Source organism: Telluria sp. AC161, from assembly GCF_979258535.1.
This window is the reverse complement of the sequence record NZ_OZ409861.1, coordinates 4,579,019-4,600,474: the sequence shown is the minus strand read 5'-3', so window position 1 is coordinate 4,600,474 and position 21,456 is coordinate 4,579,019. Positions and strand designations below refer to the sequence as shown.

The window sequence follows — 21,456 nt, the reverse complement described above, 5'->3', positions numbered from 1 at the left end:
CACTTGATGCCTGACAAGAGCAGCCGCAGCGATCAGGCGAGGGGCGTGGCGCCGTAACGACCGACCAGATGCACGATCGTCCCGGCAGCAATGGCCACGCCATACGGAATCGCGCCAGCGCTGGGCCGGCCGTTGTTCTCCGGGCTCGGCAAGCGTTGCAGGCGCAGCAGAATGGGCAGCAACATGGCCCACAGATTGGCCAGGGCCAGGCGCAGCCGCCCTTTGACAATCAGAACCACCAGCACCATCACGCCGCCTGCGCACCAGGCCAGGATGGCGATGCGCAGCGCGTCGCCCGCGCCGGTAAAGACGCCGACGGCGGCCATCATCTTGACGTCGCCGGCGGCCATGCCGCGCAGCAGATAGAACGGCAGCAGCAACGCCAGGCCGGTCGCGCAGCCGCCCAATGCGGACAGCAGCGCCGTCACTGGCCGGGGCGACAGCAGGTGCAGCAGCAGCGCGCCGAGTACACCAGCGAGCAACAGAAAATTGGGAATGCGCCGACTTTCCAGGTCCTTAATCGCGGCGGCCGTCACCAGCAGCAGCAGCAGCGTGTCGAGGTAGTGTGCGATATCCATGATCGGCTCCAGAAAAAATGCCCCCCGGGGCCGGACTGCGACCCGGGGGGCACACGGATTACGGTGCAGTCGGGTTAGCGGCGTTCAGCTGATCCCGGATGTACTCGAACGTTTCCTTGATGCCAGTACCGACCTCGCCAGCCACGGTGGCCATTGCGACGCCGATGAGTGCAGCGATCAGGCCATACTCGATGGCAGTCACACCGTTTTCGTCTGCGATGAAGGCTTTGATGGCGGAGGTAATCGTGCTCATGACAAAACTCCTTTAGTGGTTGAAAAATACTGGCTGCGACCGGGCCCGGTCGCCCCTGCTATGTAACGTGTGCCAGTAAGTTGACTATAGGCATTAGTGCCGAGCGGCAATTTGATGAGGCGCAGTTTTTCCAAGTGGAAATATTTTTACCTGAGGAAAAACAAGGTTCACGGGCCCCTGTGTCGCGACCCGGTGACGCAGGAGAAAAATCGCCAAGAATAGTTGCCGCTAGTACAAAAAAGCATTATGCTGTTTTGCTTGGCCGCTGAAAAATGCGGCACTTCCGGCCCTCTTGTGCGTCATCCCACGCCATCTGCAGGGTCTTTTTTTTCGTGCTTTGGCTGGCCTGACAACGACGACATGGATTCCCTGCTGCGACACATGGTGGACATGACTGGCCACCGCGATCATGCGATGCTGGACATCTCGGTGATCTCGGCGGTCCAGGAACTATCGGGCGCGAACCAGACCCGGGTCCTGGGCATTTCCAGCGTTGCCGACCAGCTGTTCGTGCGCTCGCGCGCCTGCATCCAGGCCGGCGGCGTCGCCTGCCCGGAAGAACCCCAGGACAGCGGGCCGGGCGAGCCGATCGCCACCTATCCCGAACTCGAGGCGTGCCTGCGCCAGCACGCCACGCGCGCCCAAGGCATGGGCCAGGATGGCTTGCGCCGCCTGTGGCTGCCGATCTGGTTTGGCGAGCGGGCTGATACTTGCCTCGAGATCGCCCACGACACCCCGTTCACGCCGGAAGCGCTGTACATGGTCAGCGGCATCGTCAGCGTGTACCGCAATTTCCAGAATCTGCTCGATTACAGCGAACGCGATTCGCTCACGGGCCTGCTCAACCGCAAGACCTTCGACGACCAGCTGGCGCGCATGCTGCTGGCAACGGACGCCGATCCCGTCATGCCCGGCCTGGCCGAGCGGCGCGGGCAGCACGGGGCGCAGGCGCAGTGGCTGGCCGTGGTCGACGTCGACCACTTCAAGACGGTCAACGACCGCTTCGGCCACCTGTATGGCGACGAGGTCCTGATCCTGATCGCCAACCTGCTGCAGTCGTCCTTCCGTACGCAGGACCGGGTGTTCCGCTTTGGCGGCGAAGAGTTCGTGGTGCTGCTGCGTTCGACGACGCTTGAGAACGCGCGCCGCATCATCGAGCGCTTTCGTCTCGATGTCGAAAGCCACCATTTCCCGCAAGTGGGGCAAGTTACTGTCAGCATCGGCTTTACAAGCGTCAGCGCGGCCGATTCGCCGGTCGTCACGCTCGGCCACGCCGACCAGGCGCTGTATTTCGCCAAGGCCAACGGCCGCAACCGCGTCTGCCATTACGAAGCGCTGGTCGATGGCGGCCTGCTGCAGACCGTCACGACCAACGACACCGCCGAATTCTTCTGAACGCGTTGCTCGCTCAGGCGACCTGCATGAAGCGCAGCGGTTCGACCTGCCACTTCTCGGCCGACTCGTGACGCAGGATGCGGTCACCGCCACCAAAGCCCAGCGGCCGTGACAGATCGACGGTTTCGGGTTTGATGTAACGCTGCTCCCGGGTATGGAAGAACACGTTGACCTTCGGCGTGAGCAGGCTCGTTTCGTGCGGCTCGACCACCACGCCCAGGCGGCCCGATTCCAGCAGCACCAGCGTGCCGACCGGGTAGATCCCGACGCAGCGCATGAATTCCTGAACCAGGGCAGGATCGAAGTGGAATTTGCTCCACTCATACAGCTTGCGCAGCGCTTCGGCCGGCGCCACCCCCTTGTGATAGCAGCGCTCCGACGTAATCGCGTCGTACACGTCGACAATGGCCGCCATCTGCGCCAGTTCGCTGATCGCGTCCCCGGCCTGGTGGTCCGGATAACCGCTGCCATCGCGCCGCTCGTGGTGGTGCAGCGTGATGTCGAGCGGTATGGCGCCGATGCCGGGCGTGCGCAGCAGGATGTCGTGGCCATCGCGCGGGTGGCGCTTGACGATGGCAAACTCGGCGTCGGTCAGGCGCCCCACCTTGTTGAGAATCGCATCCGGCACCAGCGCCTTGCCGGTGTCGTGCAGCAGCCCGCCGATGCCGGCCTGGTAGATGCGCTCGTCATCCAGATTGCGTGAGCGGCAGAATGCCACCAGCAGCGTGCACACGCTCACCGAATGCAGGAATGTGTAATCGTCCTTGTTCTTGATCTGCAACAGGCCGAGCAAGGCACCCGCGTTGCGCAGGATCGATTCGGTGATGTTCTGCACGACCGGCCCGACCTCGTCGAGGTGGACGGCCTTGCCCAGCCGCGCGTCCTGCATCACCGTGCGCACCACGCCCACCGCTTCACGCCGCACCGTCGCCGCGCGTTGCAGTTCCTCGCCAACGGAGAATCGTACCCGACTGGTCGCGGTGGTGGCCAGCACCGTCACTTCGGCTTCGGTGGCTGCCTGCGCCTGGGCCAGCGTGGGCGCGTCCACATCCATGCCGCGGCTGCAATCGATCACGACGCCGTGGATGCGCGCATCGCGGATTTTCTGGATTTCGCTCTCGCAAGACAGCAGGAACTGACTGCGCACAAATGGATGCTCCATCCAGCCACAATCGAGATCGTGGATGAACATGCCAACCCTGAGCTGTGACGCATCCACTTTTTTCAACATCTGACGTACCCCTCTGGTCACCGGCGCGGGTGTGCCCACGCGCTATGCAGGAAGTATACCAAATGATTGCAATAAATCACTTAATGTTATCTCTAGTAAACTTCATGAAACCGGTTCATTTGTTCACTACTTGACGTTAACGTTAACGTCAGCTACCGTACCAGTACCCCTCGTCCGCCCGCCTACAAGGACTGCTATCCATGAACGATACAACCGCCGCCGCCACGCTGGCCGCCCCCGCCCCTGCTACCCCGCAACTGGCCAACAAGGTGCGCTTCGTTACCGCCGCTTCGCTGTTCGACGGTCACGACGCCTCGATCAACATCATGCGGCGCATCCTGCAATCGAACGGCGCCGAGGTGATCCACCTGGGCCACAACCGCTCGGTCGATGATGTCGTCACGGCGGCACTGGCCGAGGACGCGCAGGGCATCGCCATCTCGAGCTACCAGGGCGGCCACGTCGAATACTTCAAGTACATGATCGACCTGCTGCGCGAGCGCGGCGGCGCGCACATCAAGGTGTTCGGCGGTGGCGGCGGCGTGATCGTCGCGCACGAGATCGACGAATTGCACGCGTACGGCGTTACCCGCATTTTCAGTCCCGAAGACGGCCAGCGCATGGGCCTGGTCGGCATGATCCACGCGATGCTGCAAGCCTGCGACGTCGACCTGTCGCCGTATGCCCCGACCACACTGGCGGCGCTGCAGCAGGGCGAGCTGGCCGCGCGCCATCGCCCGCTGGCGCAGCTGATCACGGCGCTGGAAAACGACAAGGTCGACGCCGCGCTGCGCGCACAGATCCTCGAACACGCCGCGACGCTGCGCGTGCCGACGCTGGGCATCACCGGCACCGGCGGCGCCGGTAAATCGTCGCTGACCGATGAACTGATCCGCCGTATCCGCCTCGACCAGGGCGACCGCCTGAACATCGCCGTGATCTCGATCGACCCGTCACGCCGCAAGTCCGGCGGCGCGCTGCTGGGCGACCGCATCCGCATGAATGCGATCAGTCCGTGGAACGGGCAGACGCGCGTCTTCATGCGCTCGCTGGCCACGCGCGACGCTGGCTCGGAAATCTCGCAGGCGCTGCCCGACGTGATCGCCGCCTGCAAGGTGACCGGGTTCGACCTCGTGATCGTCGAGACGTCGGGCATCGGCCAGGGCGACGCCGCCATCGTGCCGCACGTCGACACGTCGATGTACGTGATGACGCCGGAGTTCGGCGCTGCTTCGCAGCTCGAAAAAATCGACATGCTCGATTTCGCCGACTTCATCGCCATCAACAAGTTCGACCGCAAGGGCGCGCTCGATGCGCTGCGCGACGTGGCCAAGCAGTACCAGCGCAACCGCGAATTGTGGAGCCAGAGCCCGGACCAGATGCCGGTGTTCGGCACCCAGGCGTCGCGCTTCAACGACGATGGCGTGACGGCGCTGTACCACGGCCTGCTGCCCCGGCTCGCGGCGCTCGGCCTGCCGATCGATGCGAGCAGCCTGCCCGCGCCGGCGCTGCGCTACTCGAGCGGCAAGAACGTGATCGTGCCGCCGGCGCGCAGCCGCTACCTGGCCGAGATCGCCGACACCGTGCGTAGCTACCACCGCCACGTGGCGCGCCAGGTGAAACTCGCACGCGAGCGCCAGCAACTGGGCGAATCGAAGCGCATGCTGCTGGCGGCTGGCCAGAACGCCGCCACGGGCGACGCGCTCGACGGCCTGATGGCCGAACGCGACAACGCGATGGATGGCGAAGCCAAAACTCTCGTGGCAGCCTGGCCCGCGCTGCAGGCCGCGTATGCCGGCGACGACTACGTCACGCACGTGCGCGACAAGGAAATCCGCACACGTCTGGTCACAAAAACCTTGTCGGGCAACCCGATCCGCAAGGTCGCGCTGCCACGCTTTGAAGACCACGGCGAAATCCTGCGCTTTCTGATGCTCGAAAACGTGCCGGGCGCGTTTCCTTACACGGCCGGTGTGTTCCCGTTCAAGCGCGAAGGCGAAGATCCGACCCGCATGTTCGCGGGCGAAGGTGACGCGTTCCGCACCAACAAACGCTTCAAGCTCGTCTCGACGGGGATGGATGCCAAGCGCCTGTCGACGGCGTTCGATTCGGTCACGCTGTACGGCGCCGACCCGGCGCTGCGGCCCGATATCTACGGCAAGGTCGGCAACTCGGGCGTGTCGATTGCCACGCTGGACGACATGAAGGTGCTGTACGACGGCTTCGACCTGTGCAGCCCGTCGACGTCGGTATCGATGACGATCAACGGCCCGGCGCCGACCATCCTGGCGATGTTCATGAATACGGCGATCGACCAGCAGATCGACAAGTTCGCGCACGATAACGGCCGCCAGCCCACGCCGGACGAAAGCGAAAAAATCCGTGCCTGGGTGCTCACCAGCGTGCGCGGCACCGTGCAGGCCGACATCCTGAAGGAAGACCAGGGCCAGAACACCTGCATCTTCTCGACCGAGTTTTCGCTGAAGGTCATGGGCGACATCCAGGAGTATTTCGTGCGCCACGGCGTGCGCAACTTCTACTCGGTGTCGATCTCGGGTTATCACATTGCCGAAGCGGGCGCCAATCCGATCTCGCAACTGGCGTTCACGCTGTCGAACGGCTTCACGTTCGTCGAAGCCTACCTGGCGCGCGGGATGCACATCGACGACTTCGCGCCGAACCTGTCGTTCTTCTTCTCGAACGGCATGGACCCGGAATACACGGTGCTCGGGCGCGTCGCACGCCGCCTGTGGGCCGTGGCCATGCGCGAGCGCTACGGCGCCAACGACCGCTCGCAAAAGCTCAAGTACCACATCCAGACGTCAGGCCGTTCGCTGCACGCGCAAGAGATCGACTTCAACGACATCCGCACCACGCTGCAGGCGCTGATCGCGATCTACGACAACTGCAATTCGCTGCACACCAATGCCTACGACGAAGCGATCACCACGCCGACCGATGAATCGGTACGCCGTGCGCTGGCCATCCAGCTGATCATCAACCGCGAATGGGGCCTGGCCAAGAACGAGAACCCGAACCAGGGCGCGTTCATCATGGATGAACTGACCGACCTGGTCGAAGAGCAGGTGCTGCAGGAATTCGAGCGCATCGCCGAACGTGGCGGCGTGCTGGGCGCGATGGAAACCGGCTACCAGCGCGGCAAGATCCAGGAAGAGTCGATGCTGTACGAGCACCAGAAGCACGACGGCACGCTGCCGATCATCGGCGTCAATACCTTCCGCAACCCGAAAGGCTCGGGCGCACCGGCCACCATCGAACTGGCGCGCTCGACCGACGACGAAAAGCAATCGCAGCTGCAGCGTCTGGACGCCTTCCACACGCGCCACGCGGACGCCGCGCCCGCCGCCCTGGCCGCGCTGCGCCAGGCCGCAATCGACAACCAGAACGTGTTTGCGCACCTGATGGATGCCGTACGCGTGTGCTCGCTGGGGCAGATCACGACGGCGCTGTTTGAAGTGGGCGGCCAGTATCGGCGCAATATGTAATTGTAATAACGGCGTCGGCAAACGGCCTAGAATGACTTCGTGAACACCACGGAGTCATTCATGCCAATCCGCCCCGCACAACTCGCCGCCCTGATGCGCGAAGTCGAACAGGAAGACCCGATCGACTTCGCCGACCTCCCCTTTCCCGAAGACGAACTGCGCGACCTCGTCGCCAGTCACCTGTGCGAGATGGCGGCGGCGATGGAAAACTTCAGCCAGGAAGATCGACTGATGACGCTGCTTGCCGTCTCGGCCAAGCTGGTGCTGGAAAACCTCGTGCTCCACGTACAGTTATTACGGCGCCATGGCTTGCCCGTAGGCGAACATGTCGATGCCTTGCTGCAACGTCTGCGGGGCGGTCCCGGCAGCGACGACGAGTGACAAGGGCTGCGCCTGCCGCTTCCAGTCTTGGTAACAATTGCTCTCACTTTTTTGCTGTTACCTGTGGCTGGAATTTGCAACAATTGCATCCGTTTGCACGTTGGCGACGCTGTTCCTTCAGGTATTATTTGTTGTTGAGGAATTTCGCTATCTGGCGAAACAACGAACTCCACTGCCTGAGGAATCCCACATGTCGCGCCACGCTACCAAGCTTACTCTTACCGCCCTGCTGTCCGGCGCCATCCTTGCTGCCGGTCTGTCCGGTTGCAACCGCACCCAGTCGACCGAGACCCTGCTGGCTGAAGCCACTGACTATCAAAAAAAGGGCGATATCAAGGCGGCGCTGATCCAGTTGAAGAATGCCGTGGCAAACAGCCCGGAAAATGGCGAAGCGCGCATGGCGCTGGGTACCCTGCAATTGTCGACTGGCGACGCCGTGTCGGCTGAAAAAGAATTCGGCCGCGCCCGTTCGCTGAACATCCCGGCGGCGCGCGTGCTGCCGCTGCTTGGCCAGGCGCTGACGCAGCAAGGCAAGTTCAAGGAAGTGCTGACCGAGATCACGCCCGAAGCGGCGGCCGGTTCGGCCCCACTGCTGAGCCTGCGCGCTGACGCGCTGCTCGGCAGCGGCAAGCCGGAAGAAGCGCAGCAGGCCTACGCCGCCGCGCTGGCAGCCGATGCCAATTCGGGCGAGGCCCTGATGGGCATGGCGCGCATGGCCGCCGCCAAAGGCGACCGCGAAACAGCACAGCGTTATGTCGAGGATGCTGTGGCCAAGGATCCGAAAAATCCCGAAGCCTACATGATGCGCGGCTCGATGCTGCGCATGACGAACAAGCCGGACGAAGCCCTGGCGTCGTATGACCAGGCGCTCAAGCTGAAACCGGATCACCGCGGCGCCCATATTGAAAAGGCGTACGTCGAGATCGCGCGCGGCAAGTTCGATGCGGCCAAGGTCGAAGTCGAGGCAGCAGAAAAGAATTCGCCGGGCAGCCTGCTGGTGGTGTACACCCGCGCCCTGTTCGAGTTCTCGCAAGGTAAATACTCGGCAGCGAAAGACGCGCTGGCCAAAATCCTCAAGATCGCGCCCGATCACCAGCCAAGCATTCTGCTGGCCGGCGCATCCGAGCTGAACCTGGGCGGCACCCAGCAGGCCGAGCAGCATCTGCGCAAATACCTGCAAAGCAATCCGAACAATGTCTATGCACGCAAGCTGCTGGCCCAGGCGCAACTGCGCAATTCGCAGCCAGCCGATGCCGCCGCAACCCTGGCGCCAGCCCTGAAGGACGCGCCGCAGGATGCGCAACTGCTGGCCCTGGCAGGCGAGTCGTACATGCAGGTGCGTGACTTCGACAAGGCCAGCAGCTACCTCCAGCAGGCTGCCACGCTGGCGCCGCAAGCTGCCGCCGTGCGTACCTCGCTTGGCCTGTCGCGCCTGGCACAGGGCGACCAAGCCCGTGGCCTGAGCGAACTTGAAGCGGCCGCGACGCTCGATCCGAAATCGCTCCAGGCCACGATGGCACTGGTGCAGACCGAGATGGGCATGAAGCGCTACGACCGCGCCGAGGCCGCCGTGGCGTCGCTCGAAAAGCAGCAGCCGGACAGTGCGCAGGTGCAGCAGCTCAAGGGCGCCGTGTATATGGTCCAGGGCAAGAATGCGCCAGCACGCGCGGCGTTCGAGAAAGCCGTGCAGTTGCAGCCGACGTTCCTGCCGGCCGTGACCAATCTGGCGCGCCTGGACATGCAGGAGAAAAAGCCGGACGCTGCCAAGGCGCGCTTCACGGCCTTCCTCGAGAAAGACAAGAACAATGCCGACGCGATGGCGGCATTGGGTGAGCTGGCGCTGCTGCAGAAGAACACGGCCGAAGCGACCACCTGGTTCGAAAAAGCCAGCACGGCCAATCCACAGGCAACGGCCCCGGCCCTGAAGCTGGGCGCGCACTACCTGCGCACCGACCAGGCGCCAAAGGCGCTGACGCTGGCGCGCAAATTGCAGACCACGAATCCGACCGATGCCGGCGTGCTCGAACTGCTGGGCCAGTCGCAGGTCGCCACCAAGGATCTGAACGGCGCGCTCGACACCTACAGCAAGCTGGCCAATGTGCTGCCGAAATCGGCGCCGGCGCAGATTCGCCTGGCCGAGGTGCAGCGCATGCTCAAGAACGACAGTGCCGCAGCCGGCCACATCAAGCGCGCAGTCGACTTGCAGCCTGATTTCATGCCCGCGCGCCTGATGCAGGTGGACGCAGCAATGCGCGCCAAGCGTCCGGACGATGCACTGGCAGCCGCTCGCCAGGCACAGGAAGCCGCACCGAAAGCGCCGATTGGCTACGTGCTCGAGGGCGACATCCTGATGAGCCAGCAAAAGAGCGCACCAGCCTTGCAGGCGTATGAAAAAGCCGCAGCGCTGGCGCCGTCGTCGGAGCTGAACGCCAAGGTCGTGCAGGCGATGCAGGCGGGCGGCAAGAGCAAGGAAGCGCTGGCGCGCGCCGAGAAGTGGCTGGCCCAGAACCCGTCCGATGCGCGCATGGCGCTGATGGTCTCCGAGATCAATATGGCGGGCAAGGATTACAAGGCGGCCATCACCCGTCTGGAATCCGTGCAAAAGACGGCGCCGGACAACCCGCTGGTGCTGAACAACCTGGCCTGGGCCTACCAGCAGGTGAAGGACCCACGGGCACTGGCAACTGCCGAGCAGGCATTCAAGGTCGCCAGCGACAATCCGGGCGTGATGGATACGCTGGGCTGGATGCTGGTGGAACAGGGCAATGTCGCACGTGGCCTGCCACTACTGCAAAAAGCCAGCACCCAGGCGCCGAATGCCATGGAGATCCGTTATCACCTGGCGCAGGCGCTGAACAAGAGTGGCGACAAGGCCGGCGCCAAGCGCGAGCTCGACAAGCTGCTGGCAGCGAACACGCCGTTCGCACAAGCCGATGAGGCACGCGCGCTGCTCAAGACGCTGTAATGTGGCACGTTGCCGCCGCACGCTATCGCATGGCGCGTGGCGGCCTTGTTTTACCGTTGCATACAGCATCCTGGCGATGATATTTATTCATCCTATCGAACGCTCAATTTATTGATGTCGAGATAAGATGTCATTACATAAATAAGGATGTTTATCGTGAACGACGATTCATACGGAATCCGGCTTACCGATACGTCGGACGGCCGCAACTCGGCCAGCATGCTGATCAACAGGATGTACGCCTGGCGCGGCTACTCCGGCGATCACCAGCCGAGCAATGACCCCAATCGCATCACACTCACCGCCACCGACAAGGGCGACGTGGTCGGTACGCTCAGTATCGGCATCGATTCCGAGGTCGGGCTGATGGCCGATGAAGTCTTTGGCGCCGAACTCGATGCCCACCGCGCCAACGGCGCGCGGCTGTGCGAGTTCACCAAATTTGCCTTCGACCCGTCGGTACGCTCGAAAACCGCGCTGGCCAACGTGTTTCATCTGGCCGTCATCTACGCCCGCGACATGCATGGCTGCACCGACATCATCATCGAGGTCAACCCGCGCCATCGCCGCTTCTACGAGCGCATGCTGGGGTTTCGCAAAGAGGGCGAGCTCAAGATCAACACGCGGGTCGATGCGCCGGCCTACCTGCTGCGCGTCAATCTGAAATACGTGACCGAGCAGATCAGCATTTTTGGCGGTACCTTCGCCGCCGATGGCGAAACCGAAGAGCGCTCGTTCTACCCATACTTCTTTTCGCCCCGCGAGGAACGCGGTATCATCAACCGCCTGCTGCGCATGGATGAGTCACATCCGGCATAAGCACCCGCGCCGCCGGTACGCGCCCTGCACTTCCTGCGGCGCCGACCATCTCGTCCCTACCTTTTCGCAATGTCCCCGATGAGCAATCCGTTTCAGTACGAACAGGCGTTTTCACGCAATATTGGCTGGGTCACGCCTGCCGAACAGCAGCAGTTACGCGGCAAGCGCATTGCCATCGCAGGCGGCGGCGGCGTCGGCGGCGTGCACCTGCTGACGCTGGCACGCCTGGGCGTGACGCAGTTTCATATTGCCGACTTCGACACCTTCGACATTCCCAACTTTAACCGTCAGGTGGGCGCGATGATGTCGACCGTCGGGCAGCCCAAGGCTGACGTGCTGGCGCGCATGGCGCGCGACATCAACCCCGACATCGATACCAAGATATTTCCCGAAGGCGTCCATGCCGACAATCTCGACGAATTCCTGGCCGGGGTCGATCTGTACGTCGACGCGCTCGACTTCTTCGCCTTCGATGCGCGTCAGCAGACCTTTGCTGCCTGCGCACGGCTCGGCATCCCGGCCACCACGGCTGCGCCACTGGGCATGGGCGCCGCCCTGCTCAACTTCATGCCGGGCAAGATGACGTTCGAAGAGTATTTTGGCTGGGGCGATTTGCCGGAGCAGGAAAAAGCGATCCGCTTTGTGGTCGGCCTGGCGCCGGCTGGCCTGCACCGCAACTACCTGATGGTGCCAGGGGCGGTGAACTTTGCCGAGCGGCGCGGCCCGTCGACCTTCATGGCTTGCCAGCTGTGCGCCGGCATCATTGCCACCGAGTCGCTCAAGATCCTGCTGGGCCGCGGCGATGTGCTGGCGGCGCCCTGGGGCATGCAGTTCGACGCCTACCGCAACAAGCTCAAGCGCACGTGGCGGCCGGGCGGCAACCGGCATCCAATCCAGCGTCTGGCAATTGCCATTGGCCGGCGTCAATTTGCGCGCATGGCGGCTGCCGGCCGCTGAACGACTGGGCGTTGATTCATCGGCGCATCATGCCGCCGAATCGGACAACGAAAAAAAACCACTGCCGTTACCGGTAGTGGTTTTTTTCTTGCTTGAGAACAGGGCCTGCGCAGCAGGCCCGTGATTCTTAGGCAGCTTTCTTGTTGCGGCGACGTGCTGCGTACAGACCCAGCATGCCCAGGCCCAGCAGGCCAACCGATGCTGGCTCTGGCACTTCAGCTGCGTTTTCGAACACGACGTCCAGCGAACCGTTGATGGTCTGGGTGCCCGATGGGGTGAAGTTATTCAGCTGGCCCGACTGGAACGACATCGAGTAGAACGGGTTAGGCAGGATGAAGAAATCGCTGCCAGCTGCGGTCAGTGCGAACGAGCTCGATGCACCGAAGCTGCCGCAGTTGATGCCGTTGCCGTTTGGATTGCTTGGGCTCGAGCAGGTGCTCAGCATTGGGTTCAGCGTGCCCTGGCCAGCCAGTGGATTGCCCGAACCCAGCAGGACGTTGCCGGCTTCCGAGCCCAGATCGGTGTCGAGGAACAGGTTCAGGCTACCGGTGCCTGGCTGGAAGTTGAACGTGGTGGTCGAACCGCTGACCGAGTAGGTACCGCTTGCCGAGTAGTTGGCGAACAGGCCGTAGTTCGAACCCAGGCCGGTCTGGAAAGCCGAGTATGCAGTGTTGCCGCCGTTGCCGACGAACTGGCCAGCAGTCCACACCAGGGCGACGTTGAACGTACCATCTGGGTTGAAGGTCGCGGTTTCGGTGTAGTTACCGGTGATCTTGTCAGCAACGAAGTTTGCCTGGTTGCCGTTGATTGGGTCAACGGTGAACGAGTTGAACGGTGCTGCTGCGGCAGTACCGCTGAAGACGGTTGCAGCTGCGATCGATGCGGCGAGGATGGTTTTCTTAAAAGCGTTCATTTCGTAAATCTCCTGGGTTGTCTGGGGTACTGCTCACGAGGGTATATAAGCAACCACCGTGCCAGCTCAAGAGATTTGTTTTAAATCAAACAGTTAGCTATTTTTACTGACCAAGATCAAACATCACTGTAAAAAATACCGACAGCATATTTACCGCGTAATAAATACGCTGTCGGACTACGCCTACACAGGTTTGCGGATCACCACATTCCATGTGTTTCCGGAAGTAAACTCCGATTGGACCTCATAGCCTGCTGCCAACATCTTGGCGCGCAATTCTTCGATATGAAACGGGCTGTACAGAATTCCTTTGCGGATGCCCCAGTCATTGATCTTCTGCGCAGCCCAACGCAGCGGCGCGAATCCGGTGGGATACAGCAACACATTTGCCGCCATCGTCCCGCCCGGCTTCAGCACACGCAGGATGTCACGCAGCGCGCCGTCGATCGTCGGGAAGCAATGGATCGAGTTGGCGATATTGGCTGTGTCGAAGCGGTTGTCGGCAAACGGCAGCTGGGCCGCGTCGGCGTGCTGGACCTGGACTTGCGGATTGTTGGCAAAGCGGCGCTTGGCGCCGGCGAGCATCGACGGCGCGTAGTCGATGCCGGTCACCTTCACTTGCGGGAGCTTGCGGCGACGGCGCCAGTTCAGCACCATCTCGAGCAGCGTTCCGGTGCCGCAGGCCACTTCCAGGTGATCGGGACCGAAGTTCGGCCCGAAGAAGCGCATTTGCGTGCCGATCGTGCTGTTATAGGCGAAGGTCAGAATGAAAAAGCCGCGCAGGTCGTACCACCACGGTTCAGAGGAATAGGCTTCGGCGATTTCGTCCCTGGTCTTACCTGTCGTCATGGCGCATCCTCACTGGATATACAAGAAGCGCTGAATATAGGACGTTCCTGCGAGGCAGGCAAGCACAAATGCAGAGAGGAAATTATGGGGCGTCTTTGCCCCGGGAGCAATGCTTAGCCCAGCGCGCGCAGGCGGTTGATGATGCCGGCCTCTTCGCGCTGCGAAAAGAACCAGGGAAACAGTGAACGTTCGCCGACCGCCTTGTCCTGCATGCCGCCCCATTTGGCAACCTGCTCGGTACCGTATGCCGTGGCGGCGCTGAGCAGCACCGCTGGTGCCTGCACGCGCGGATTGGGCCGTGATTCGCAGACGGTCTGGAAACCCAGCATGGCTTCGTAAAAACGGCGGTGACGCGGATTGACTTCAATAAAGATGTGGCTGCAATGATTCAGGTCGCGCGCATAGATCAGGGCCACGTGGAACAGCGACGCCAGTACGGCCTTCGACTTGATGGCCGGATCGACGGCCAGCTTGATGATTTCGCAGACCTTGCCGGTCATGCGCTGGGTATCGATATAGTCAGCAAATACCTGGTCGGCCAGCAGGCCGATATCGGAATCCAGACCCAGGCTCAGCGTGCCGAAGACCTGGCCACGATCCGATGCGGTCAAGGTGATCCGGTTGGGGTCGTTGCCGATCTGGTGGTTGCCGCTGTAGCCGCGCCACGCATACATCTTACTGATGAGCATGCTGGCGGAATTGCGCTGGGTGTCGATGTCCGCAGCGCGAATGCCAAAGACGCGTTCGTTGATGGTAACGTCAATGATGCTCGGATCGTTCTCCGGGGCTGAGTCATCGCTGCCAAGCCCGGTGCATGGGATGGCTGGCGCTAATGTCTCGATCATGTACGTTCTCCTGGCGGTATCGACGCGTCGTGCAGCGACGACAGTGTAGTCATCATAGCATCGACAATTGTCCTAATGCCAATTTTATTGACAAATTGAATGTGAATTAGTGGAATTACTATGCAAATTCCCTCACAGCAAAGAGTAGCAGGTCAAGCGGCCTCTGCGGTACGTGGCGATACGAAAGCCTTGTGAAACAAGTGGCGCGTGAGCAACACCAAGGGCATTCGCAGCCAGTTTCCGCGCACATACAAGGCGAAATGGGCGGCACCGTCAAAGCGTGCGGCGCACTCCGGATGCGGCGGCGCCAGGGCGCGCGTAAATAGCGCATCCATCAGTGCCAGTACGACTTGGGATGGCGCAAATGCCTGTGACGCAGCCATGACCGATGCAGGCACCGGCGTGCCAAACGTGCGGGTGGCATAGCGCAGTGCGTAGAACATGGGACGGGTGAGTTCGAGCGCAACGGCGCGCGCCACCAGCCCATCCCAGAAACCCGGCTCGGCGCCAAAGTGTGTTGCCAGGCGATGCATGTCGAACAAATCGCGCAATCCCTGGTCGAATTCACCACCAAAGAACAGGTGCACGGCGCTGTGCAAGAACATGTCGTGCGGTGACAACGTACACACACCCAGCGCCCCGAGGTCGCCGGGGATCGGCCGCGCCGCCGCGCGCAGCAGCGCCGGGTCGGGCCGCACCGGCGCCGTTTCGGGCAAGATCGCATGGTGGACATCGATGGCATTGCCGCGGCGCAGGTGCACCATCGGCGGAAGCTCATGCATCCAGGTGCGGTAGTAGCGCTGATCGTAGGCGTCGTGGTGGGTGCTGGCCCAGCCATGCTCCATCAGCGCACTTTCCACGTTGTCCAGATTGTCCTTGGGCACGAGGATATCGATGTCCGAGAACAGGCGGCCACGGCCGGACGGCAAGCCGGCCATCGCATATGCAGCGCCTTTGAGCAGGATCAGGGGCTGGCCCAGGTGGGCCAGATCGCTGTGGATGCGTTCGACCTCGTAGCCGGTCAGGCGCCGATGGCGCAGCGCGACGATGCGCGCCGCTTCCAGGTGCTCGCGCGGCTGGGGCGGCACGTCGTCAAGCAAGCCGTGCTCTTCGAGCAAAAACACCAGGATTGCGCCGACATTGGCGCTGTTGGCCTGGCGCAGCAAGCGCTCCCAGCCCGGCAGGTCAAGCAGCCGGACCCGGCCTGGCGCCGACAGCACCTCGACCAGCAGCGATGGCGGGCGCCGCGTCATGCTGGCGCTCCCGCCAGGCGGTCGAACAGCGCAATCGCTTCGTCCAGCTGGCTGTAGCAGAATTCGTGGCCGTCAGCGCCGTCGACCAGATCGGCCAGGCAATCGAACCCGGCAGGACCGAGAACGAAATAATTGAAGGCATTCTCTGCCACCCGGGTGAACAACTGCCCCTTGGACAGCGGTGTCAGTGTGGTCGCGGCGCCCGCCTCGTAGCGGGGAAACACGATGTGGCGTGCGCGCGCAACGTCGCCCACCTGCGCCACGCTCCCGGCCGGCGCCTTCATGTGCGCGATCGTGCCCTTGTTGGTGCCGGGTACCGACGGGCCGAGTAAGGCGTCGGGCGCAAACGCGCGGATCACGTCGATCGAGGCATTCTTGAGGCTGACCGGGCGCGCCAGCGGCGCGAGCATGCCATCGCTGCGCCGGATCAGCGTCAATTCATCCGACAGCAGGCGCCAGCCGCGGCACACCAGGGCGGCGCACAGCGTGCTCTTGCCCGAGCCGGGCGGCGCCGGCAGGATGATCGCGCAGCCATTGCGCTCGATAACGGCAGCGTGCACGATCAGGTAACGGTGCGCGCGGTTCGAGACGCACCAGTTCATGACCCATTCGAACATCGGCCAGGCCTGTGCCAGCGGCAGCGGCGCGAACGGCTCACGGCCGTCATGGTCAAAGCGGACCTGCGGATGCCACCAGCGGCGCAGGCCGGCGCTCTGGCGCAGGCGCACCTGGAAATCGGCGAAGCCACCTGGTTCCTCGATGACGTTGTCGCGATACATCAACCCGATGCCATCGGCGACGAGGGAAATATTCGATTGGATTCGGCTGACAAACGGTCCGGTGCGCAGCAACAGACCAGGGCCGCCCAGGCGCCGCGCCAGTTCGGCACGGCCCAGATCGGCTACAAGAGGCATGGTTCGATCAGATTCAGGCAGGAGAGTTGTTCGAGCAGCTCGGCCACATCGTGCGTAAGCGTGGCGTCGTCGACCTCGAAATGTTCGCGCAGTACTGCGGCAAGGGCTGCTTCGGGCGTGGGCGCGGCGCCCATGTGTTGCAGCACGACGAGCGCCTCGGGGGTCAGCAGGTGGGTCGCCCCGGATACTTCGTTGAACAAGACGACCTCGTCTTGCCACTGGCGATAATGCAGAACTGCAGGGCCCGGACGACGCCAGGCCCCGGATTGCTCACTCGCCGTGGACAGCGACAAGATATTTCCTTACCTGCTGGATATTCCAGGACACGTTGGCGTTGACCTTGTAAAAACCCGTGGTCTTGAGTTCGTTCCACATGCGCTGCAGCGTCGGCACGTCGAGGAAGCTGATGCGACCCGAGATGACGTTCAGGTATGCCGTGCACAGGTGCTTGCCGATGTAGGCATACTGCGAGTCGAAGGTGGAGGTCATGACCTGCGCCATTGTGCTCGCGAAGTACGTCTTCTCGAAGCGCTGTTCGCGGCAGCTGAAGACATCGGCAAACCGCTTGGCCTTGTTGCATGGCCAGCTGCGCTGGACATGGCACCAGTTCGACGGCGACAGCGGATTACAGCGCTGCTCGGTGGCGACGTTGCTGTTCAGGCCAGCCGAATGGAAGGCCGATGCCGACTCGCACACGAAACCGGTTTTCTGCAACGTTGCATGGCTTTCGAGCGTCATCAGCACACCCGCCGCGCCCAGGCCGGCTTTGGCCAGCCGCCGGCGCGTGGCGCCATGCTGGGGCATCGCCGGAGGGATGGGAAGGTGTTGCGGCTCGTTACCGCTTTGTTGCTGATCGTTAGCCACGGCTAGTCCTCGAATTCAATTGCGACACAGGTAATAGAGCAAGTTTCATGCCCTTAAAAATTCCTGTAGGAATATTCTTACTTAAAACAACTACTTAGACGCTTGTCAAGCACGATTTTACACTGCATTGCGCGGCCCAAGCCGCAGCAGTGTAAGAATAATCGACAGGCTTGTTAGAAGAAACTCTCTGGGATAACCAGGATGTCGCCCGGACGCATCATGACGTTGGCGGAGATATCGCCATCCTTGATCAGGTCATCGAGGCGGACCGGCACTTTCTCTTGCTTGCCGTCGACCGTGCGAATGATGCTGGCCTTGTTACCCGATGCAAATTCGGTCACGCCACCAACGGCAATGATGACATCCATCACCGACATCTCGCGGCGATATGGCAGCGCCTGCGGACGGGCAGCCTGGCCAATCACGCGGATCTGGTCGGTAAAGTTGCCAATGAAATTGGTCACGATCACGGTTACGACCGGCTGCTGGATGAACTTGGCCAGCGCGCCCTCGATATCGCGCGCCAGCTGCGTCGAGGTCTTGCCGGCTGCTGGCAGATCTTCAACCAGCGGTGTCGTGATCTTGCCGTCCGGACGCACCGGCACGGTCATCGAGACCTCGGGATTGCGCCAGACGATGATGTTGACGCTGTCGCCAGGGCCGACCAGGTAATCGGGATTGATCGGCGCCATGGCGGCGGTGCTTGGCGGCAGCGGCGTCGCGCAGCCAGCCAGAATCAGCATGCAGGCAGCGGCGCCAGCGGCGACCAGGTGTTTCGTCAGTTTCGTCATCATCGCGTTCATCCCTTGCACGCACCGTAACCCACCTGCCTGCATGGTTTACCGTACGAATCAATAATTGTTATTTCGCCATCATGGCCTGCGCTATTGTAGCGCAGACCGCGGCGGGAACAAGCCATGCACAATTGAAATACTTTCTTGTTGCAAGTTCAACACGACAGCATGTCAGGCGCATGACGGAAACAGCCTAGCGCTCCAGCAATTCCTGGACATGGCGTACCGGAATGGCATACGTGATGCCACTTGGCGCCGTGATGGCGGTCTCTTTCAACCCCTTCACGAACACCATATTGATCACCCCCAATACCTGCCCGGTCTCGGGATCGTACAGCGGGCTGCCACTGTTGCCCGGATACGCGGTGCCGTCGAGCTGATAAATGCTGAACGGCGAGCGTTGCAGCTGCACGACGGCGCGCGCATCGAGCTTGCGTGCATTGGGTGACGGCTGCATGACCGGCGTGATCGCCGCCAGCAGTGCGCGGTGCGTGGCCGGATACAGGCCCAGCACCATCCCGAGCGGGAACCCGGTGAACGCCAGCGCCTGTCCCTCGGCGGCCATACTCGCGTTGCCAAGACGCAACGCCGGCAGCGGCGTCCCCTCGATGCGCAGGTGGGCCAGATCATGCTGGCGGTCGAGCCCGACCAGTTGGGCCGCCCGGAAACGCACGCCGGCGCCGTCCGGCACGACGATCCCCAGCTTTTCCAGCTTGGCGCCGTCGAGCTCGTTGGGCACCACGTGGGCATTCGTGATCACGCTCAGGCCGTCGCCGACGACAAAGCCGGTGCCGCTGAACACAATTGCCGGGCTGCGCGTCTGCATCTGGGTGCCAATGCCGACGATCGACGGCTTGACCGCCGCCACCGTCTGCGGCAACGAGGCCGCCTTCACCGGCGCCATGGCCATGCCCGCCCCTGCCAGCGCTGCCGTCGCTGCCAGCGTCATGGCAGCGAACTTCTTTCCAAACTCTCTACGCATCATCAAAACGATCTCATTGGGTTGTAGTTGCACAATAGAAGCAATCGTACGGGCCCTTTCGGTTTTTAGCCATTACAATAAGGACCTTTGAATTTCAGCAACATTTTTTTGAGGCCTGCTACGCTCTCTGCCGTGGCGCAATGATTCCAAAAAATACAACAAGCGGATTCGCTAAATGTTTGCGATAATGCAACAATTAAGCATCCTGTAATGAAATTCACTTAAGATTTTTCTTTGGCTGTTTGCCCTTGTGTTGCAAACAGACGGTATCGTTTACCCAGAATCGCTGGATTTTCTAACCTGCAATTGCAATTGCTCAGGGGACAAGCGATCATGCACTTTGTTTATTTGTGAGCCTGGTTTTTTGCAGACCGGGACCTGACCGGCGAGACTGATACGATGGCTGAAATTACTTCCCAGATTCTTAACCTCCTCAAAGCCATTGGCAAGTACCGCTGGCATGCGGTCATCATTGCCTGGGTGGTGGCGCTGGCCGGCTGGCTGGTCGTCTACAAGCTGCCCAATCAGTACGAAGCGTCGGCGCGCGTGTACGTCGATACCCAGAGCATCCTCAAGCCACTGCTGTCGGGCATGACCATGCTGCCCAACCTGGAGCAGCAGGTCCTGTTCATGCGCCGTACCCTGATCAGCCGTCCGAACGTCGAGCGCGTCGTGCGCGAGGTCGATCTCGACGTCAAGGCGACCGATGCCAAGCAAATGAACAAGCTGGTCGACGACATGATGGCCAACATCAAGATCGGCGGTACCGAGCGCGATGACATCTATACCATCAGCTACACCGGCACCAGCGCCCGCGAAGGCAAGGACGTCGTCCAGGCCTTCCTGACCATCTTCGTCGAAGGCAGCTTCGGCAACAAGAAGCAGGATTCCGAAAAAGCGGTGCAGTTCATCGACGACCAGATCCGCAGCTACGAAGAGCGCCTGGCCGCTGCCGAGAACAGCCTGAAGGAATTCAAGATCCGCCACATCGGCATGCTGCCAAGCGAAGGCGCCGACTACGGCACGCGCATGGTCGCCACCAGCGAAGGCCTGAGCCAGGCCCGTCTGGAGCTGGCCGAAGCCGAGCAGGCGCGCAATGCAATCCGCCGTCAGATTTCCGGCGGCAGCAGCGCTGGCAGTGGCTCGCGCCCGACGCCGATCTTCGTCGATCCCGAGCTGGATGAACGCATCGCCAATGTCAACAAGACGCTCGACACGCTGCGCACCCAGTACACCGAGCAGCACCCGGACATCGTCGCCAACCGCCGCCTGCTCGAGCAGCTGCGCGAGCGCCGCGCCGAAGCCGCCAAGAACACCAAGCCGAGCATGGACCCGGGCGCCAGCTACAGCCCGATGCTGCAGCAGCTGACCGTGCAACTGTCGGATGCCGAAGCGCGCGTCGCGTCGCTGCAGGCGCGGGTGGCCGAATACAGCGGCCGCGTCGGTCGTCTGCGTGGCCAGGGCGAGCAAGTGCCCGAGATCGAAGCCCAGCTGGCACGCCTGAACCGCGACTACGAAGTCAATCGCGAAAACTACCAGAAGCTGGTGGCGAGCCGCGAGTCGGCCAAGCTGTCGGGTGACCTGTCCTCGGCCACCGACATGCTGACCTTCCGCGTCATCGATCCACCGACCGCGCCGGCCACGCCGAGCGGCCCGAACCGCATGCAGCTGTTCTCGCTGGTCTTCGTCGCGGCCCTGGCCGCTGGCCTGGCCGGTGCGTTCCTGCTGAGCCAACTGCGTCCGACCTTCCTCAGCCAGGCCACCCTGCGTGAAGTTACGGGTCTGCCGATCCTGGGCTCGGTCAGCATGAACTGGACTGCCGAACAGACGGTGCTGCGCAAGCGCCGCCTGTTTGCCCTCGCCGCGTCGGTACTGCTGCTGTTCGCCCTGTACGGCGCCGGCGTCGCCGCCATCATGATCCGCCCGACGATGTAAGGCCGGTTGGCCACCAAGGAGC

Annotated in this window: 19 protein-coding genes; 7 read left to right on the top strand and 12 right to left on the bottom strand. The window is 62.2% G+C overall.

The window, feature by feature from the left end; genetic code table 11:
* Nucleotides 1–32 precede the first annotated feature (32 nt).
* Both ACZ0AJ_RS20485 and ACZ0AJ_RS20480 read right to left on the bottom strand, forming a co-directional pair.
* Nucleotides 33–578, bottom strand: a complete 546-nt coding sequence (locus ACZ0AJ_RS20485) for an A24 family peptidase (RefSeq protein WP_499456268.1) — start codon at nucleotides 576–578, stop codon at nucleotides 33–35.
* Between the two features lie 58 nt (nucleotides 579–636).
* Nucleotides 637–831, bottom strand: a complete 195-nt coding sequence (locus tag ACZ0AJ_RS20480; RefSeq protein WP_499456267.1) for a Flp family type IVb pilin — start codon at nucleotides 829–831, stop codon at nucleotides 637–639.
* 360 nt (nucleotides 832–1,191) lie between these two features.
* Here ACZ0AJ_RS20480 and ACZ0AJ_RS20475 point away from each other — a divergent pair, with 360 nt between their 5' ends.
* On the top strand, nucleotides 1,192–2,226 hold the full coding sequence (locus ACZ0AJ_RS20475; RefSeq protein WP_499456265.1) for a GGDEF domain-containing protein: 1,035 nt from the start codon (nucleotides 1,192–1,194) through the stop codon (nucleotides 2,224–2,226).
* 13 nt (nucleotides 2,227–2,239) lie between these two features.
* Here the strand turns inward: ACZ0AJ_RS20475 and ACZ0AJ_RS20470 are convergent, their stop codons facing one another.
* Nucleotides 2,240–3,457, bottom strand: a complete 1,218-nt coding sequence (locus ACZ0AJ_RS20470) for a cyclic di-GMP phosphodiesterase (protein ID WP_499456263.1) — start codon at nucleotides 3,455–3,457, stop codon at nucleotides 2,240–2,242.
* A 200-nt stretch (nucleotides 3,458–3,657) separates the two neighbouring features.
* Here ACZ0AJ_RS20470 and icmF point away from each other — a divergent pair, with 200 nt between their 5' ends.
* The 5 genes from icmF to ACZ0AJ_RS20445 all read left to right on the top strand — a co-directional run bounded on the left by icmF (nucleotide 3,658) and on the right by ACZ0AJ_RS20445 (nucleotide 12,085).
* Nucleotides 3,658–6,963 (top strand): fused isobutyryl-CoA mutase/GTPase IcmF, encoded by a 3,306-nt coding sequence (icmF, locus tag ACZ0AJ_RS20465; RefSeq protein WP_499456261.1) that lies wholly within the window; start codon nucleotides 3,658–3,660, stop codon nucleotides 6,961–6,963.
* A gap of 60 nt (nucleotides 6,964–7,023) precedes the next feature.
* Nucleotides 7,024–7,344: a hypothetical protein gene (locus tag ACZ0AJ_RS20460; protein ID WP_499456259.1), complete on the top strand. Its 321-nt coding sequence runs from the start codon at nucleotides 7,024–7,026 to the stop codon at nucleotides 7,342–7,344.
* Nucleotides 7,345–7,534: 190 nt separating this feature from the next.
* Nucleotides 7,535–10,309 (top strand): XrtA/PEP-CTERM system TPR-repeat protein PrsT, encoded by a 2,775-nt coding sequence (gene prsT / locus ACZ0AJ_RS20455; protein ID WP_499456258.1) that lies wholly within the window; start codon nucleotides 7,535–7,537, stop codon nucleotides 10,307–10,309.
* Nucleotides 10,310–10,456: 147 nt separating this feature from the next.
* Entirely contained in the window at nucleotides 10,457–11,128 is a 672-nt protein-coding gene (locus tag ACZ0AJ_RS20450) for a GNAT family N-acetyltransferase (RefSeq protein WP_258837016.1), read from the top strand.
* 78 nt (nucleotides 11,129–11,206) lie between these two features.
* A complete protein-coding gene (locus tag ACZ0AJ_RS20445) occupies nucleotides 11,207–12,085 on the top strand; it encodes a ThiF family adenylyltransferase (RefSeq protein ID WP_499456257.1) in 879 nt (292 codons plus the stop codon).
* A gap of 127 nt (nucleotides 12,086–12,212) precedes the next feature.
* On the opposite strand, the gene pepA is transcribed toward ACZ0AJ_RS20445, so the two are convergent.
* From pepA to ACZ0AJ_RS20400, 9 genes are all read right to left on the bottom strand, one after another.
* The gene (gene pepA, locus ACZ0AJ_RS20440; RefSeq protein WP_499456256.1) at nucleotides 12,213–12,998 is read right to left on the bottom strand and encodes a flocculation-associated PEP-CTERM protein PepA; all 786 of its coding nucleotides are present in this window, start codon (nucleotides 12,996–12,998) and stop codon (nucleotides 12,213–12,215) included.
* Between the two features lie 183 nt (nucleotides 12,999–13,181).
* Nucleotides 13,182–13,847: a class I SAM-dependent methyltransferase gene (locus ACZ0AJ_RS20435; protein ID WP_499456254.1), complete on the bottom strand. Its 666-nt coding sequence runs from the start codon at nucleotides 13,845–13,847 to the stop codon at nucleotides 13,182–13,184.
* 113 nt (nucleotides 13,848–13,960) lie between these two features.
* Nucleotides 13,961–14,692, bottom strand: coding sequence for a GNAT family N-acetyltransferase (locus ACZ0AJ_RS20430; RefSeq protein WP_499456253.1), 732 nt, complete (start codon nucleotides 14,690–14,692; stop codon nucleotides 13,961–13,963).
* A 152-nt stretch (nucleotides 14,693–14,844) separates the two neighbouring features.
* Nucleotides 14,845–15,945 (bottom strand): nucleotidyltransferase domain-containing protein, encoded by a 1,101-nt coding sequence (locus ACZ0AJ_RS20425; RefSeq protein ID WP_499456252.1) that lies wholly within the window; start codon nucleotides 15,943–15,945, stop codon nucleotides 14,845–14,847.
* A complete protein-coding gene (locus ACZ0AJ_RS20420; RefSeq protein WP_499456251.1) occupies nucleotides 15,942–16,859 on the bottom strand; it encodes an HprK-related kinase A in 918 nt (305 codons plus the stop codon). Before ACZ0AJ_RS20420 ends, ACZ0AJ_RS20425 begins: the two co-directional genes overlap by 4 nt.
* Nucleotides 16,847–17,152 (bottom strand): HPr-rel-A system PqqD family peptide chaperone, encoded by a 306-nt coding sequence (locus tag ACZ0AJ_RS20415; RefSeq protein WP_499456250.1) that lies wholly within the window; start codon nucleotides 17,150–17,152, stop codon nucleotides 16,847–16,849. The genes ACZ0AJ_RS20420 and ACZ0AJ_RS20415 overlap by 13 nt, the downstream gene beginning before the upstream one ends.
* Complete coding sequence (locus ACZ0AJ_RS20410) at nucleotides 17,130–17,723, bottom strand: hypothetical protein (protein ID WP_499456249.1); 594 nt, start codon at nucleotides 17,721–17,723, stop codon at nucleotides 17,130–17,132. The genes ACZ0AJ_RS20415 and ACZ0AJ_RS20410 overlap by 23 nt, the downstream gene beginning before the upstream one ends.
* A gap of 173 nt (nucleotides 17,724–17,896) precedes the next feature.
* On the bottom strand, nucleotides 17,897–18,517 hold the full coding sequence (locus tag ACZ0AJ_RS20405; RefSeq protein ID WP_499456248.1) for an XrtA/PEP-CTERM system exopolysaccharide export protein: 621 nt from the start codon (nucleotides 18,515–18,517) through the stop codon (nucleotides 17,897–17,899).
* Nucleotides 18,518–18,710: 193 nt separating this feature from the next.
* Nucleotides 18,711–19,466 (bottom strand): S1 family peptidase, encoded by a 756-nt coding sequence (locus ACZ0AJ_RS20400; protein WP_499456247.1) that lies wholly within the window; start codon nucleotides 19,464–19,466, stop codon nucleotides 18,711–18,713.
* Between the two features lie 432 nt (nucleotides 19,467–19,898).
* Here ACZ0AJ_RS20400 and ACZ0AJ_RS20395 point away from each other — a divergent pair, with 432 nt between their 5' ends.
* The gene (locus ACZ0AJ_RS20395; protein ID WP_499456246.1) at nucleotides 19,899–21,434 is read left to right on the top strand and encodes an XrtA system polysaccharide chain length determinant; all 1,536 of its coding nucleotides are present in this window, start codon (nucleotides 19,899–19,901) and stop codon (nucleotides 21,432–21,434) included.
* Nucleotides 21,435–21,456: the final 22 nt, after the last annotated feature.